11 protein-coding genes, 3 tRNA genes, 1 pseudogene and 1 CRISPR repeat array are annotated in these 15429 nt (G+C 69.4%); of the genes and pseudogenes, 6 read left to right on the top strand and 9 right to left on the bottom strand.

The features are described from left to right. Nucleotides 1–290: 290 nt before the first annotated feature. The 6 genes from ACFV57_RS03000 to ACFV57_RS02975 form a co-directional block, all read right to left on the bottom strand. Entirely contained in the window at nucleotides 291–1001 is a 711-nt protein-coding gene (locus ACFV57_RS03000; RefSeq protein ID WP_385225017.1) for a type I-E CRISPR-associated protein Cas6/Cse3/CasE, read from the bottom strand. Next, nucleotides 998–1903 carry a CRISPR-associated protein Cas5 gene (cas5, locus tag ACFV57_RS02995; RefSeq protein WP_385225015.1) on the bottom strand — a complete coding sequence of 302 codons (906 nt, stop codon included), beginning with the start codon at nucleotides 1901–1903 and terminating at the stop codon, nucleotides 998–1000. Before cas5 ends, ACFV57_RS03000 begins: the two co-directional genes overlap by 4 nt. Beyond that, complete coding sequence (locus ACFV57_RS02990) at nucleotides 1900–3243, bottom strand: type I-E CRISPR-associated protein Cas7/Cse4/CasC (protein WP_385225013.1); 1344 nt, start codon at nucleotides 3241–3243, stop codon at nucleotides 1900–1902. Before ACFV57_RS02990 ends, cas5 begins: the two co-directional genes overlap by 4 nt. Further along, the gene (gene casB, locus ACFV57_RS02985) at nucleotides 3240–3803 is read right to left on the bottom strand and encodes a type I-E CRISPR-associated protein Cse2/CasB (RefSeq protein ID WP_385225011.1); all 564 of its coding nucleotides are present in this window, start codon (nucleotides 3801–3803) and stop codon (nucleotides 3240–3242) included. The genes ACFV57_RS02990 and casB overlap by 4 nt, the downstream gene beginning before the upstream one ends. Next, nucleotides 3800–5308 carry a type I-E CRISPR-associated protein Cse1/CasA gene (locus ACFV57_RS02980; protein ID WP_385225009.1) on the bottom strand — a complete coding sequence of 503 codons (1509 nt, stop codon included), beginning with the start codon at nucleotides 5306–5308 and terminating at the stop codon, nucleotides 3800–3802. Before ACFV57_RS02980 ends, casB begins: the two co-directional genes overlap by 4 nt. An 842-nt stretch (nucleotides 5309–6150) precedes the next feature. Next, nucleotides 6151–6330 carry a hypothetical protein gene (locus ACFV57_RS02975; RefSeq protein WP_125047189.1) on the bottom strand — a complete coding sequence of 60 codons (180 nt, stop codon included), beginning with the start codon at nucleotides 6328–6330 and terminating at the stop codon, nucleotides 6151–6153. Between the two features lie 59 nt (nucleotides 6331–6389). Here ACFV57_RS02975 and ACFV57_RS02970 point away from each other — a divergent pair, with 59 nt between their 5' ends. The 4 genes and pseudogenes from ACFV57_RS02970 to cas2e all read left to right on the top strand — a co-directional run bounded on the left by ACFV57_RS02970 (nucleotide 6390) and on the right by cas2e (nucleotide 11558). Further along, nucleotides 6390–10013: a helix-turn-helix domain-containing protein gene (locus tag ACFV57_RS02970; RefSeq protein WP_385225007.1), complete on the top strand. Its 3624-nt coding sequence runs from the start codon at nucleotides 6390–6392 to the stop codon at nucleotides 10011–10013. Between the two features lie 146 nt (nucleotides 10014–10159). Next, nucleotides 10160–10252, top strand: a pseudogene (locus tag ACFV57_RS02965) (type I-E CRISPR-associated protein Cas6/Cse3/CasE); the annotation flags it as partial. Next, nucleotides 10249–11196, top strand: coding sequence for a type I-E CRISPR-associated endonuclease Cas1e (gene cas1e / locus ACFV57_RS02960; protein ID WP_385225005.1), 948 nt, complete (start codon nucleotides 10249–10251; stop codon nucleotides 11194–11196). The pseudogene ACFV57_RS02965 and the gene cas1e, both read left to right, overlap by 4 nt. After that, nucleotides 11193–11558 carry a type I-E CRISPR-associated endoribonuclease Cas2e gene (cas2e, locus tag ACFV57_RS02955; protein WP_385225003.1) on the top strand — a complete coding sequence of 122 codons (366 nt, stop codon included), beginning with the start codon at nucleotides 11193–11195 and terminating at the stop codon, nucleotides 11556–11558. The genes cas1e and cas2e overlap by 4 nt, the downstream gene beginning before the upstream one ends. Nucleotides 11559–11700: 142 nt before the next feature. Beyond that, a CRISPR array of direct repeats spans nucleotides 11701–12400; the repeat unit is 29 nt; unit sequence GTGGTCCCCGCGCGTGCGGGGCTGTTCCC. Between the two features lie 435 nt (nucleotides 12401–12835). Here the strand turns inward: cas2e and ACFV57_RS02950 are convergent. From ACFV57_RS02950 to ACFV57_RS02940, 3 genes are all read right to left on the bottom strand, one after another. After that, a tRNA-Ile gene (locus tag ACFV57_RS02950) sits at nucleotides 12836–12912 on the bottom strand. A gap of 180 nt (nucleotides 12913–13092) precedes the next feature. After that, nucleotides 13093–13165, bottom strand: a tRNA-Asn gene (locus tag ACFV57_RS02945). A gap of 5 nt (nucleotides 13166–13170) precedes the next feature. Beyond that, nucleotides 13171–13243 (bottom strand) — tRNA-Asn (locus tag ACFV57_RS02940). 255 nt (nucleotides 13244–13498) lie between these two features. Between ACFV57_RS02940 and ACFV57_RS02935 the strand changes: the two genes are divergently transcribed. Both ACFV57_RS02935 and ACFV57_RS02930 read left to right on the top strand, forming a co-directional pair. Continuing rightward, nucleotides 13499–13798 (top strand): YtxH domain-containing protein, encoded by a 300-nt coding sequence (locus ACFV57_RS02935; RefSeq protein WP_385225001.1) that lies wholly within the window; start codon nucleotides 13499–13501, stop codon nucleotides 13796–13798. A 111-nt stretch (nucleotides 13799–13909) separates the two neighbouring features. Then, a complete protein-coding gene (locus tag ACFV57_RS02930) occupies nucleotides 13910–15349 on the top strand; it encodes an FGGY family carbohydrate kinase (protein ID WP_385224999.1) in 1440 nt (479 codons plus the stop codon). Nucleotides 15350–15429 lie beyond the last annotated feature (80 nt).

Here is a 15429-nt window from a genome sequence, read left to right as displayed (position 1 = left end):
TCCGCCCGGGACCACCACCGCGCCATTCGACGTCCGGCCCGTGCAGGTCGACGTGGTCCCCGCGCGTGCGGAGCTGTCATCTCGTTGAAGAGCTGCAACCTCGGCGATGTCTGATGCTAGCCCTGCGCATACAGAGCTGATCTCCCGATGGCTTCCCTTAGGCCCCACATGCTTGGCTCAGCTCCGCGGCAAACGGACGCGCGTTGATCGCTTCTGTCCCACAGGTGGAGAACCGGCGGAGGAGAGTCGAGTGGAGACGGAGGCGAAGTAGGAGGAGCACGCACAAAATGTCACCGAGTCAGGATGAGCCCGCAGCTGTACGCCCGGGCGTGGCCGATGCCCTCGGAGAGGGCGGTGACGAATGCTGCGGGGTCGGTGATGGTCAGGGAGCCGCGCAGTTCGGCGCGAGCGATCTTCAATCCCTTGTGGGGTGCGGGGCTGGACACCGTGGGCAGCATGCGCACGGAGATGGCGTCAGGGTCCGCAGAGGCGCCGACGCGGCCGGGAATGTGCCCATCTCCGAAGAGGCGGCCGCACCACTTCCTGACGCCGTCCGGCTTGGTGTGTGCAACCCGTTGGCCTCTGACAGGCTGCCCGTCCGGGGTAGTTCGGTGCTTGCTGTACGTGGGGTTGACGACGGAGCGGAAGCCGACGGTGTCACCGGCGCGAAAGGTACGGTCGACGGTGATGAGATGCGGGGCATCTCGTAGTGCGGCTTTGGGCACGTGCCCCCAATCCGCGGCGACCTTGGCTTGTACGACCAGGACGAGGGCGGCCGCTTTGAGGTCGAGCGCCCATGTCGACAGGACGCCCAGCTGCGCACGGGCGTCCGGACTGCCGTCGTCGACCCACCCTTGGAATCCGCTCATCACCGTGCGGTGCATGTCCTGGGCGTCGATCAGCGACTTGGCTACGTAGGGGTGGCGCGCATCCAAGGTGAGCACGGAATGGGTCGCGACGAAGCGAGCCGTCGCGGTGCGGGGCTGCGGAGAGATGCTCACGGGATGATGTCTTTCCATTCGGTGGCGTTCGCGGCGATCGTGACCCTGCGGCGGACCTCCCAGCGGGTGGTGTGCTCAGGCTGCAGCGAGTCGAAGCTCACCGGCTGGTCCTGCACGGGCGTGGCGCCCCGCTCGGAAGGCCGGACTTGGAGCCACGCCCAGGGCTTGCGCGTCGGATCGGTCGTACCATCGGGTCCGGGCAGGAGCCGGTGGGTACGGAACGCCGTCTCCAGGTCGCCGGGGACGGTTTTGAGGGCGAGGGTCCCGGACGGCGGGCAGGACTTGCGGCCCAGCCACAGCAGATGCCGCGGGTGCTCCAAGGCACGGGCCACGGTCTGCAGGAAGTCCTCGTCTTCGTGCTGAAGCCCTACCAGGAATGTCGCGTCGGCCAGGTACCACCGCTCGGTGATGAGGCTGGAGCGGTGCAGTTCGCCGGAGACCAGTACGCCGGAGTGGGGGTCGGTCGCGATCTTCTTGGGTGCTCCGTACCACCCGGCCAGCGCGTGCCGGCCGAACTGGTCCCCGGTGGCCGCGTCGAGGCTGGCCGAGACGGCGGCGGCTCGGCGGTGGTCGGTGATGAGATCGCGGGGGCGCAACGGGTAGGAGCCCGCGCCGACAGTGTGGTAGTCCCGGACGGGGACGCCGGGGTTGTCGGCACGTACCCCGAAGGCGGCCCCGGCCAGCTGCCCCAGGAGAGTCGGCTTCGTGTGCGCCTTCCCCTCCGAGGACCTGTCCGGTTCGGCCAGGCCCATGGTCCGGGGCAACCCCAGGGCCGCTGCGCACATGCCGATCACGGCGGACTTGGTGGGACGGCTGTGCGAGTCACGGCGGGCGGCGAAGCGGCTGGCCATGCCCCACGACTGCAGGGGCCCGGCCAGCCGTAGGAGCAGTACGTAGGTCACGGCGTCAGGCCCCCGATGGAGTCCACCCGGGTTGCGCTTGAGGTATCCAGGTCGTCCAGGAGCTCGTCGACCTGCGGGTCGTACGTGAGCAGACGGGCCGTACGGATGTCGGGGCGGCGCTCGCTGACGAAAGCATGGTGCTTGAGCAGACGCTTGACGCCGGCGGGCCCGGCCGGCCCTTCGCCACCCTTGCCCTTCTTGTCCTCCGGATTCTCGTCGACAGGCTTCTGGAAGGCGCCGGCGTAGCTGTACGGACGCTCGCCCTCGAAGGCGAGGACCAGGGCCGGCAGCGAGCCGGTGGAGGCCGTGGAGTTCTTCTTCGCCTCGGGAAACGCCTCGACGAAAGCGTTGACGAATTCCTGTTCCGCAGCGACCGCGGCCTCTGCTGCCTCCGCCTCGGTCATGCCGGCGGCCTGGAGGTTCACCTTCAACTGGCGCCGGTCCAGCACGGCGTGCCGGTAGAACGTGCCGGAGATGAGGGACTGGTAACCCGTCATTCCCGCGCCCGCGTCGTCCGCCGCGTCCAGGAAATCCAGCGCGTTCTTCTTCCGTTCCAGCTTGGCATCGTCCGCCGCGGCGTAGAAGTCGTCGACCTGTTCGGCCTCCTGGATCGTGAAGGCATGCGCGCTTTGCACGGCGCCGTCCACGTTGGGCGAATCGGCGATCTCCGCGAGGAAGCGGCCGTACAGCGCAATGTCGATGGCGTCGCGCGGAGCCAGTGCCGTGAGCACCGCGGCACGCGTCTCCTTGGGGAGCGATGGCAGATCTTTCGTCTCCGCGGCCTCGCCGTCTCCGTTCGCGGACTCTTCGGCTGCCTTGCGCGCACCTCGCTTCGGCTTTGCGCTGGCTGCCTGGGCGGCGAGGTATTCGTCCCGCCACCCGCGCAGGCTGTCCGCTGCCGCGATGTGCCCGGCGATCCGCTCGCCGGTGTCGGCCGGTGCGAACAGCAGCACCTTGGTGAGGTTGGCGACCGTCTTCTTGGCCGGGTCGCCGAACTTCAGGCCCGTGGCCTCCAGCACGGCGCGCGCAGTGACGACGGCCTCTTCCTTCTCCCAGCCGTGGACGGTTTCCAGTACGCGCGCGGTGAGCAGCGCCCACTCGCGGGTACGCACCCCTGTGGTGCGCCCGGCCAGCGGGCCGACTCCGGCGTTGGCCCGGTTGCGGGCGTGCACCCGCTCGGCCCGCCGCCGCGCCTGGCTCGTGATCATGTGCCGTTCGACGCCGCCGAAGACGATCGTTTTCGGTGATCCGTTCTCATCGCGTACCGGCAGGACCGCGACCAGTGTCTCCAGCAGATGGAGGGAGAGGAACTGGCCGCGTGGGGCGGAGGTCTCGGTCACGTGCTGCTGCCCTTCTGGGTGCTCTTCCTGCCGGTGTCGTACGGTGCGTGGAAGTCGACCGCCCAGTGGTAGGCGATGCGGGCCTTCCGGTCGTTCCATCGCTCAAGGTCGGCGACGAGGTCGGTCCAGGACGGCGGTTGCTGCTCGCAGGCGCGCAGCCGGGCGATGCCGTGCTGGAGGTGCCGCCACGGAATGCGTCGGCTGGCCACGATCCGGTCCACCAGCCGCGTGGCACCGGGATCGTCGGGGCCGCGGCTGCCGGGCCTGCCGATTCTCCGGGCCGCGGTACCGAAACTGCCGAAGCCCTGGGTGGGCCGCCCCACACCCCGGTGGTAGACGGCGAACAGGAAGGCGACCTGCTCGTAGATCTCCCTGCTGGTCTGGTTGTCCTGGTCCGGGGAGTACCAGCCGGCCCGGATGCTGGCGCTGGTGCCGGCTGTGGCGCGCCGGAGCTGGGCGAGATCGCCGTACTCGCGGTTGTGCACCAACGTGAGAAGCCAAGCGGTGAGCCGGGCTGCCCCCAGCTCCGTGGTCTCCCACCCGGATGATTCGCTGGTCATGCTCCTCCGTTCTTGAGGGCGGTGAGGTCGGTGAGGTCGACCGGAGCCCGGGAACTGGTGAGTTCGGCCTCGAAGCTCCTGCGTGCCGCCGCGCGGGCCCGCAGCCCCGGCCCGTTCTTCGGCAACGAGTCCAGCCGGGCGTCCAGAAACTCTCGTGCCATCTGCACCAGCCACTCCACGTAGCCGGGCATGCAGTCGGTCACCATCGCGCCCTCGGCCACGTCCAGGAGCAGGGTGTGGAAGGGTTCCTCGGTCGCCTTCCACTGCTCGCCTCGCGCGTCGAAGCGGGCGAGCTGTGCCTTCTTGTCGCTGGGTTTGGGATTGGGGTACGTGATGGCCCAGGCCGCGTACGCCGCCCGGTCCAGGCTGCGGGCGATGTGTTCTGCCACCTCGGAGCCGCGCAGCGACGCCTGGTAGAGGGCCGGGGCCTGGCCCGGCGCAAAAGGGAAGACGCTGCTGACCCAACCGACGGGAGTGGTCTTGTTCGAGAGGAGGCCGACCGCCAGCAGATCGAAAGGGTGGCGTTCGGTTCTCCGCTCCTTGGGGAGCTTCGCGAGGCGTGCGTACAGGCCGCCGGCCTCGTTCTTCACCGCAGCGTAGAGGGCGTGCGCTTCACGCCAGAGATCACGGGTGGGCGAAGGCCACAGTGGCTTGTCCTCCCTCGTACGGGTCTGGGACATGACGGCGTCCTGAAGGTGCAGTTCGGTGTCCAGCTCAAGCAGTTCACCGGCCCCGATGAGCACACGGTCGACGCCGGCCTCTTCACCATCGCGCCCAGGCTTCGGACGCATCAGCACCGAACGGCCCAGGTAGCTGTGCAGGTCCGCATACCCCCGTACGGCACGGGCCGGCGGCTTGGCCTTGAAGCCCCTTCGCTCGATCGGCCCGCGCGTCCAGGTCAGGTTGAGCACGCGCGGGTCATCGGCGGTCGGCACCAGGTTGAGACGCAGGGTGTGGCCCAGCGTCCGGCCCAGAGCGAGGACCCTGATCCGGCCGCCGAGCCGTCCGGTGGCCAGGTTGGTGATGGCCGCCCCCAGCGTGGCCTTGCCTGATATCCGGGCGCGACCGGACAGGCCGAAGACATGCTGAGTCAGCATCGCCCGGAAGGCTCTCGCCGCGGGCAGCGGCTTGGAGTGATCCAGGTGGTGATGGTCAGCGAACTGGTTGTAGTCACCCGCGTATTCGATCACCAGCTGGGCGGTCCCGGTGCCGTGCTCCTCCATGAACGGCGCGAGAAGGGAGTTCTGTCCCAGGGGCCGTTCGGGATGGAACAAGTCCCAGTCATCGCCCGGTTGCTCGGCCAACCACGAGGAAACCGCATCCAGGGGGTGGCCCTCCTGCACCCAGTCCTGCCACTCTTCCGCCGACGTGGGATACGTACCCGAGGCATAGCACAGAGCGAGCAGGAACTCGACGAGGGCGACCTTTTCCCCCGGAGTGTCTCCGTCGATGTCCGTCAGCTCCTCGGCCTGCGTGAAGAGCCCCGTCAGGTCCTGCTGAACCACCTCGCCGTCCAACGACAGGGCTTGTACGCATGGGCGCACGCGAGGGTCCCAACGAGGGCGGTCGCTCATTGCATCGAGCGGGGCTGAATCAGCCGGGTGCATGGCGCGTGACCTCGGAATCTCGCATCCACCTGAGTGGAGTGCGGAATGGGTGGGTGACTGATGACAGGGCCGAGGCGCGAGAGCCGCAGCGCGCCTCGGACAGATACGTCGGCTCCGCCCGGCCGGCAGATGATGCGCATACAGCCCGTCGACTCGTCAGCAGGTACGTCCTTCCGTCCCCGCCGACGCGGGGAATGAGCGAGGCGTGTCCGCTGACGAACTCCGCCGAGGGCTCAGCCCTGCCGGCGCAGGGGTTGCATAGCTCCGATCCGATGAATTCCGGTATGGTCCCGGAGTACCTGAAGACCGCCACGGCCGACACATCACGCCCTGCGGGCGAACGAACGTCGCCCCGTGGCCTGAAGATGGCCTCTCCCGGCAATTGGCCTGTCGGGAGAGACCGTCTTCACATGAGCGTCATGAGACGTGAGACCACGGCCGCGACGACGACTTCGATCATCAACCAGACCATGTCGTCCCGGTGTCTCCGCAACCACCCCCTTGTGTCGACCAGGCAGGCCCTGAGCCAGCGCCATGATTGCGCGCGCAAGGTACCCCTCCTTCACTCCGCTCTCTGGCGCCTGCCAGGGAGCGGACCAGCGGAGGTGTGGGGCACCGCCAAGGCTCACTGTGGCACGCCTCGGCGATGCGTACCCAGCGTTTGAGGGAACCGGAGTCTGACCAACTCAGCCGAGTCGCGCCGATCGCGCCAGCGATCTGCCGCGCAGCCCAACAACAGCTCACTCGCGGGGCTTTCGCCGCAGCAGGATCGCCAGAGTCGCCCGCGCGTCACGGCGCCGGGCCGAGGAGCGGGAGGCGACCGAGACGAGTGCGACGCCGAGCAGAGTCACGGAGTAGCTGAACCCCGTGGCGGCGGCCAGTACCGTGGCATCAGTCAGCAGGGTCGGCAGTGCGGACATGGTCAAGTTCCCTCCCGTACAGGCCGGCCAGCGGATCTGCCGGGCGGCGGGTGGGGCAGTTGTCCCACGTCCAGCGGGTTTCCAGCGATGTCGAAAGCCCTGGGCAGATAGCGTTCGCGCTGCTCTCACGCGTCGCAAAAAGTTTCCAGGGACTTTCCCGGGTGGGAGATGATGTGAACGCTCAGGAGGCCGGAGGCACCGACGGTCGCCCCGAGATCGCCCGCATGCGGCTCGCTGGTTGCTTGCAGGCGCTGCTTGAGGAAGCCCAAAGGGCATGCGGACGAAGGATCACGCTGGAAGAACTCGCGACCAAGCTGGGCATCTCTACCTCAACGATCAGTAACTGGCTGAACGGTACGGCCGCGCCGTCCCAGCGAGGCGTCGTCAAGTACTCGTCTCTGATCGACTACTTGGAGGGGCGCGTCCAAAGACCTGCTCGCCCCCGCAGGGAGTGGCAGCGACTCATCAAGGAGGCCGTGGACGAAAGCCGGAGCAACCGCGGTGGGCGGCCGACCACCGCATTCCGTCCGGCCAAGATCGCCCCTTTCCGGTACCTCCACACTGCCGAGCAGTACCGGCCGCCGGAACTGGCGGACCGGCAGGAACACCTGGACCGACTGCCGGAGTTGATCCGCAGCGCGAAGGGATACCTGTCCCTCGTCGCCCCGGCCTGGGCGGGCAAGTCCGCGTTCCTGGCCACTTTCGTCGCAACGTATGAGGCCGACGACATGGACCTCATCGCTTACTTCGTCCGGTGGGGGCACGGGACGGACAACGCTTCGAACTTTCGCAAGGTCATGATCGAGCAGCTGTCGCGGCATGCGCGAGACAAGCCGTCGGACGCGACCGACGAAGCCACCCTGCTGACCCTCTACAAGGAAGCCTCCCAGAAGAGTGTCGCGCTTGGTCGGAATCTTCTCCTGGTCATCGATGGACTGGACGAGGACGCCGGAGAAAGTAGGCGTAGACAGAGCATCGCCTCGCTGCTGCCACAGCAACCCCACCCCGGTCTCCGCGTCCTGGTCAGCCGCCGGTGGCACCCGCCCCTGCCCGGTGATGTACGCCAGGACCACCCGCTACGGCACGCCGAGCAGATACCGCGATTCCGGCCTTCGCCGGAGGCCGGCGTACTGCGGCAGACCGCCAAGGACGATCTGGCCGCACTGTTCGAGGACACCAGAGGCTGGGTACGCGACGTCCTCGGCTACCTGACCTTGGCAGACGGCGGGCTCAGCGTCACCGAACTGGACGAGTTGCTCCAGTACAGCGGGCACACGACCGAGCTGATGCCCGCCGACTTGGAGAGACTGCTTCACAGCGTGGCCGGCCGGGTCTTCGGGCCGGAAGACCTGGGACCCGACACCCTCGTCCTGGCACACAAGGAACTGTACGAGGCGACCAAGGAAGGGCTAGGCCCCAGGAAGCTCACCCAACTGACGCAGCACCTGCACACCTGGGCCGACCGCTACCGGGCCGCCGGCTGGCCCGACTCCACCCCCACCTATCTGCTCCACCACTACCCTGAACTGCTCCGGAATGGTGGTGACCTCAACCGCTGGCATACCTTCGCGCTCGATCACCGCCGTCTGCTGTGCCTCGCGGACCGAGGTCGTGCCGACCTCGCGCTCGCCTCGCTCGATCGCGTCATGCAGGCGCGCCCGGCACCCGCTGGCAGGGCATCGGCAGCCGCCTCCCGGTCCCTCCTCAATACGAGGAGCCGACCGGTACCACGTGAGGTTCTCCGCGCTCTGGTCGTGGTCGGAGACCTCACCCGCGCCTGGTCGCTCGCGCTCTCGGCCGTTGACCCAGCTTCCAAAGCGGTACGGCTCATTGAGGTGGTTCAGGCGGCCCTGTCCATGGGGCCGTTGCAAGCTGAGGCTGCGGAGCGGGCGAGACGCCTGGCGGGTGAAGCCGCCGCGTGGGCCACGCACGCACAGCGGCAAAAAGCGGAGACCGCCCCTACAGCAGAGCTGGAGATCCAGGCGCTCGTCCCCCGGGCCGCCGCCACGCTCGCCGCAGCGGGATCACCGGGCGAGGCGGTCCGCTTGCTGGCAACGGTCGACATCTGCCGGCCCGAGAACGTCGCGGCGGTTGCCGAGACCGCAGCTCTGCTGCTCGTTACCGAACCGGCCGTCGCGGCTGAGCTGCTCGACGAACTCCTGCTGGAAGCGGAGGGTCATGCGGATTGGGCAGAGGGGCGCCCCGTCTTCGCGGTGGAGATCTGGTCAGCCGTAGCCACGGCTGAGCCGAGCCGGGCAGAGTCGATCCACCGCAGGATGAAGGAGTTCGCCGAAAGCGTGGCCCTGGTGGCTCCGGTCCTGACGGCAGTCGACTGTTGCGCGCTCACGGCCTCCGTGCTCGCCGAAGCCATGCCGGAGGAAGCCCGCCGGCTGGCGCACACCGCCATGCGCGAGGCGGAGAGAGCTTCGGGCGACGTCCCGGAGGGAAGGCTCCGGGAGTCCATGAGCCGGGTAACCCAAGCGCTGCTCGACGTGGGAGAGACACCCAGGAAGGTGCGCGTTCTGCCCCCTGGCGCGCCCACTGACGACACCTCATGTGCCTCGCAGTCGCACGACGGTCGTCTCGACGACGAGACCGCAGCACGGGAATCCGCCGAAGCAGCGGAGGCGGAGGAAAACGAAGAACTGCTCAAGGAAATGACGCGTCTGTCCGACCTCGGAGACGGCCCCCACCTACGCCGGTGCCTGGACCGGTTCACAAGGCGGGCTGCCGATGGGAGCGCCCCCGTCACATGGCTGCCCTTCCTCGCGGAAGCTCTTTTCGGCGTTCTCGATCCCGTCGAAGAGGTCACCTCACTCTTGAGGACCGAGCTGTCCGACACTCTCCTGCGCCTACAGGTCTTGACCTCGGCCGCAATGGCTCACGCAGACGCACAGCGCCGCGACGAGGCGTTGCGGTGCGCGGAAGGGGCAGCCGACATTGCCCAACACATGCCGCACCCATTGCAGCCGAAGATCAGGGCCCTGGTCGCCCAGGCGTTCGCTCATGCAGGTGACTCCCAACGGGCCAAGCGATGGGCCGCCCTCCCCCACGGAGGCAAGCCGCTCGGCAGGGCGGGCATTCCGTACCGGCGGGCTGCCTTGGCCGTCGAGATGGGCCTCGAACCGGAGGCCGTCGTTGCACGTGCCATCGCTGGTGGCTTGCCGAGAGCTGGTCTCGACACGTCCGGAACCGCACTGCTCAAGGCGCTGTGTGATCACGCTACCGGTGCCCGGACGGACGCCCAGCTCGCCTCCCTGGAAGCCGCAGCTCACGCACGGCTCGGCACGGAACCCCTGTTCGCTACCGGACTCGCCCTGCTCCGGGCTACCCACGGTGACGTCGAGCGCGCGTACTGCACGATCGGCAAGTTGCCTGGCCCTGCTGCCCGAGGCGTTGCCCAGTCGGTCGTGGCCGCGTACCTGGCCGGCGTACCGCCGCATCTGGATGTGGCTGCCGACGAGGGTTACTGGACCCTTTCTGTGCTCAGAGCCCTCGCACACCACACGCGCCCGACAGAGGCCGACGACACCACCATTGCGCGAAACCTCGTCCTCGAAGCCCTGGCCACCGACAGCTGGTATTGGACGTTGCCAGTGCTGGGCCGCACAGCCCCGGACGCGGTGTCCCAGGTCGCCGGTGTTCTCGACCAGCACCGGATGGCGAGGAGGACGGAACCGTGAGCTTTGCCCGTGCGGCCCGACGGGTCACACACCGCGCGCTCACACTGAGAGCCGATCTGTGGTCCCCAAGCCCACCGACCGCCGCCTGACGCAGTTCGGCGACGCATATGACCTCATCGTGCGCGACCAGCAATCACTCCAGTTCCGCCGCCTTCCGCCGCACCCTCACCCATGGACTGGGCAAGTCCAAGGCGTACGGCTGCGGCCTGATGACCCTCGCCCCGGCAGGTGGCCGATGAGCACCGTCAACCGCCGCAGCACCTCCACCCCACGCCAGTTGGCCCGGGTCGGCGACCGGCTCTCCTTCATCTACCTGGAGCGGTGCACCGTGCATCGCGACGCCAACGCCATCACCGCGACCGACGCGGACGGCACGACCCACATCCCGGCCGCCACCATCGGCACCCTCCTGCTCGGTCCCGGCACCCGCATCACCCACCAGGCCATGTCCGTCCTCGGCGAATGCGGCGCCGGTGTGGCCTGGGTGGGCGAGCACGGCGTGCGCTTCTACGCCGGCGGCCGCGCCCTGACCCGCTCCTCGGCCCTGGCCGAAGCCCAGGCCACCGCCTGGGCCAACCGGCGCACCCGGCTGGAGGTCGCCCGCGCCATGTACCGCCTGCGCTTTCCCGACGAAGACCCCGCAGGCCGCACCCGCCAGGACCTGTTGTCCATGGAAGGGCGCCGCCTCAAGGACTGCTACCGCCGCGAATCCGCCCGCACCGGCGTCCCCTGGACCCGCCGCGACTACCACCGCGACAACTTCGCCGCCGGCGACGCCCCCAACCAGGCCGTCACCGCCGCCGCCCAGTGCATGTACGGCATCGCCCACGCCGTCGTCACCGCCCTGGGCTGCTCCCCCGCCCTGGGCTTCGTCCACTCCGGCCACGAACGCTCCTTCGTCCTGGACATCGCCGACCTCTACAAAACCGACACCGCCATCCCCGCCGCCTTCGACGCCGCCGCCGACGGCATCGACGACGTGGCCTCCCGCACCCGCCGAGCCCTGCGCAACCGCATCAACGACACCGGCCTCCTCGACCGCTGCGTCAACGACATCAAGACCCTGCTCCACCACAACGACGCCCCCGACGCCATGGATCGCGAAGACCGCGTGACCCTGCAATCCGACGGCGACACCCACCTGGAAAGCGGCCGCAACTACGGCGACGAGGTGCTGTGGTGACCGTCATCATCCTCGCCAACTGCCCCGCCGGCCTGCGCGGCTTCCTCACCCGCTGGCTCCTGGAAATCTCCCCCGGCGTCTTCCTCGGCTCCCCCACCGCCCGCATCCGCGACCTCCTGTGGTACGAAGTCCGCCAGTACGCCAACCAAGGCCGCGCCCTCCTCGTCCACCAGACCGACACCGAACAAGGCTTCACCTTCCGCACCCACCACCACGCCTGGCACCCCACCGACCACGAAGGACTCACCCTCCTCCACCGACCCGCTCCCCGAACCACCCCACCGGAAGCCAGCCGCCCACCGCAGCCCCCGAAACAGAACTGGAGCAAGGCCGCCCAACGCCGCAAATACGGCCGCCGATAGCCACCCCGGCCCGCGCCCCGCGGCCCGCGTCCCGCATGAATGGAGCAGCCTGCCAATGCCGGAACATATGCCTGTTATGTCGGAATCCCTGGAAGTAAGTAAAAACCCCTCCCTCGCCTGACAAAGCCGCTGGTCACGGCCTGTGGTCCCCGCGCGTGCGGGGCTGTTCCCCTCGCCGACGCCCCCAGCGCCGGCACCGTCCCGTGGTCCCCGCGCGTGCGGGGCTGTTCCCTTCGCGGGATCTACCACGAAGTGATTGTCTAGGTGGTCCCCGCGCGTGCGGGGCTGTTCCCAGCGAGGCCAGTTCCCTGGCTTCGAGCACGACGTGGTCCCCGCGCGTGCGGGGCTGTTCCCGGCTTCATCGATCTGGTCGCCCGGGTCCGCGAGTGGTCCCCGCGCGTGCGGGGCTGTTCCCTCTCCCTGCTGGGATTCGTGCTCTGCCTTGGCGTGGTCCCCGCGCGTGCGGGGCTGTTCCCGCGACCGAGCGCATCACCCCGCCGTGGATCTCGTGGTCCCCGCGCGTGCGGGGCTGTTCCTTCGCGGCGTGGGTCTCGGCCCAGCTGGTGACGGTGGTCCCCGCGCATGCGGGGCTGTTCCCACGGCGCCGGACACGGTGCGCAGGAGACGAAAGTGGTCCCCGCGCGTGCGGGGCTGTTCCCGAGAACCTCCCCAAACGGTCCCGCGAGGGCAAGTGGTCCCCGCGCGTGCGGGGCTGTTCCCTGTACGGCGCCGAGCTGGGCGAGGCGGCGTGAGTGGTCCCCGCGCGTGCGGGGCTGTTCCCTCCACGGTCTGGCCGCCGTCTTCCACCAGCGCGTGGTTCCCGCGCCTGCCGGGCTATTCCCCTGGCGCCGATGACGCCGGCCCGGCGTCTGACGTGATCCCCGACCTTCACCTCAGAGACCCCGCACCCAAGCCCCTACACAACCGCCAGCCCCTCCCCTGGAGGAACACAGAGGCACATCGCATGGCCGCCCCGAAGGCATGACGGTCACGACCACGTTCTGACTGCGAAATAGGCCCCGGCTCCGAGACCGAGTGGAGACGACAACGAGACGACGCCCGGTACAGGTGGGAGTGGAGGCGGGAACGCCTTCCCCACCAGCCGTAGCAGCATCAACCACGACTCCCACCCCAACGCCACCCCAAAACCCCAGGTCACCAGGACCCCGGAGCCTCGACCAGGTCGCACAAACCCGCGTTTGCCTCGCCACGCCGAGGCAAACGCCTCACGCAAACGACCTCTTCGACCATGTTTTCGCAGGTCAGATCGATTTTTCTGGTGGGGCGGGTGGGACTCGAACCCACGGCCGACGGATTATGAGTCCGCTGCTCTAACCGGCTGAGCTACCGCCCCGAAACGGCGCGCCGCGCACATTTGTGCGCGCCGTCTGCCGCAGCATAGCCGCTCATACGATCTGTTGCGCGGGTGGGTCCTCGATGGGCCGCCATGCTCGTTCAAGAGGACTCCGGGCACCGGGTGTTCGGTTCCCCCGGACAGGAAAAAGGACCCCCTCGGGGGTCCTCTTCCGTCCTGCTCCCCCGACTGGACTCGAACCAGTAACCCTCCGGTTAACAGCCGAATGCTCTGCCAATTGAGCTACAGGGGACCGAGCTCCCCCGACTGGACTCGAACCAGTAACCTGCCGGTTAACAGCCGGCTGCTCTGCCAATTGAGCTACAGGGGAATGCTCTGTGTGCCTCGAATGCACTCCGATCCGGGGCTCCGGACGGCGTGCGCTCGCTGCTGCACATACATTAGCGCAAGCAGGGGGGTGCTCCGCCAATCGGTAGGGTCGCGGGCGCTCCCGGATGATCTTCGGTATGGCTGCGGGCGCTCCCGGATGATCTTCTGGTCCGCGGGTACGCGGGCAGCACGGCCCAGCGGCCCGACGCACAGCGCGCGCGAGCGAGACCGACGAAGAGGGAAGGGTGGAGCGACGATGCGCTATCGGCTCACGTTCATCACGGGACTGGCCATCGGATACGTGCTCGGCACCAAAGCCGGCCGGGAGCGCTACGAGCAGCTCCGCAAGAGCGCCCGGCGGATCGCGCAGAACCCGGCTGTCCGCAACACCGCGGAGTCCGCCGCGCTCGGCGGCCGTGAGGTGGCGACCAAGGCGTTCGACAAGGTGTCCGCCAAGGTCGGCGACCGGATGCCGGGGCCGGTGGCCGAGCGCATCCGCTCGCTGCGCGAGCAGCGCGGCGCCCAGGACGACGACTGGGGCACGAGCAACACCTGATTCCGGGCCGCGCGGGCGGCCCGGAGCGGCCGCCCGCGTCCCCCGTCCGCGCCCCCGGGGGTGTGAACCTGACCGCCGTCGCGTCCCGCGGATGGGGCATCATCTGGGGGCATGGGGATAGTCGCCGGGCTGGACAGTTCGTCCGAGAGCACACGGATCGTCGTCTGCGACGCGGACACGGGTGCCGTCATCAGGCAGGGGTATGCGCCGCACCCCGCCGAAAAGGGACACGAGATCGACCCGCAGGCGTGGCTGATGTCACTCGGCGAGGCCGCGGGCAACGGGCTTCTGGAGGGTGTGCAGGCGATCGGGGTGTCCGCGCAGCAGCACGGGCTGCTGCCGCTGGACTCCGACGGCGCCCTCGTACGGGAAGCGCTGGTCGGCAACGACAAGCGGGCGCAGAGCGCCGCGGCCGACCTGCTGGACTCGCTCGGCGGGCGGGCCACCTGGACGCAGGCCGTCGGCGCCGTCCCGCACGCCGCGCAGCCGCTGACCAAGCTGCGCTGGCTGGCGCGTAACGAGCCGGCGAACGCGGCGCGGGTGGCCGAGGTGCTCCAGCCGCACGACTGGCTGGTGTGGCAGCTGCTGGGGCGGCCGGCGCGGCGTACGACGGACCGGGGCGGCGCCTCCGGCACCGGCTACTGGTCGGCGGCGACCGGCGCGTACCGGCCGGACCTCGTGGAACTGGCGCTCGGGCACCAGGTGCGGCTGCCGGAGGTGCTGGGTCCGTCCGGCACCGCCGGGTTCACGCCGGAGGGCCTGCTGATCTCCGCCGGTACGGGCGAGACGATGGCCGCCGCCTTCGGGCTGGGGGTCGGCGCGGGCGACGCGGTGGTGTCGCTGGGCGCCTCCGGTTCGGTCTTCGGCATCCATCACGAGGCGCTGGCGGACTCCAACGGCACGATCACCTCGTTCGCCGACGCGACGGGGATGCACCTGCCGGTGGTGCACACGAGCAACGCGGTACGGGTGCTGCGCGGCACGGCCGAGATGCTGGGCACCGATCTCCAGGGCCTGTCCGAGCTGGCGCTGAAGTCGACGCCCGGGTCGTACGGCATGGTGCTGCTGCCGTACCTGGAGGGCGAGCGGACGCCGCACCTGCCGCACACGGCGGGGTCCCTGCACGGGCTGCGGCGCGAGAGCATGAAGCCGGAGCACCTGGCGCGGGCGGCCTTCGAGGGCATGCTGTGCGGGCTGGCGGACGCGCTGGACGTGCTGCGCGGGCGCGGTGTCGAGGTGCACCGGGTGTTCCTGCTGGGCGCGGCGGCCGAGCTGGGCGCCGTGCAGGCCGCGGCGCCGGGGCTGTTCGGCGCGCAGGTCGTGGTGCCGCAGCCGGCGGACTACGCGGCGCTGGGCGCGGCCCGGCAGGCGGCCTGGGCGCTGGGCGTGGCGCACGGCACACTGGCTCCGCACGATCCGCCGCGCTGGCCCGCGGCGGCCAGCCAGGTCTTCGAGCCGGGCGAGGAGCTGCCGGTCGGGCAGGCGGTGCGCCAGCAGTACATCGCGGTTCGCGAGGAGAGCTACGCCGGGGCGTTCCTGTCCGCGCAGTAGGCGCAGTAGGTCCGCCGGGCGGCTGCTCCGGGGCGTGCGGACCGCTCCTGGCGGCTCCGCGCCGTGCGGGCCGGGCCGCT

Source organism: Streptomyces sp. NPDC059788, from assembly GCF_042732265.1.
Lineage (GTDB): Bacteria > Actinomycetota > Actinomycetes > Streptomycetales > Streptomycetaceae > Streptomyces.
Note: the sequence above shows the minus strand (reverse complement) of the source record. Positions and strands in the feature narration are given on the sequence as shown.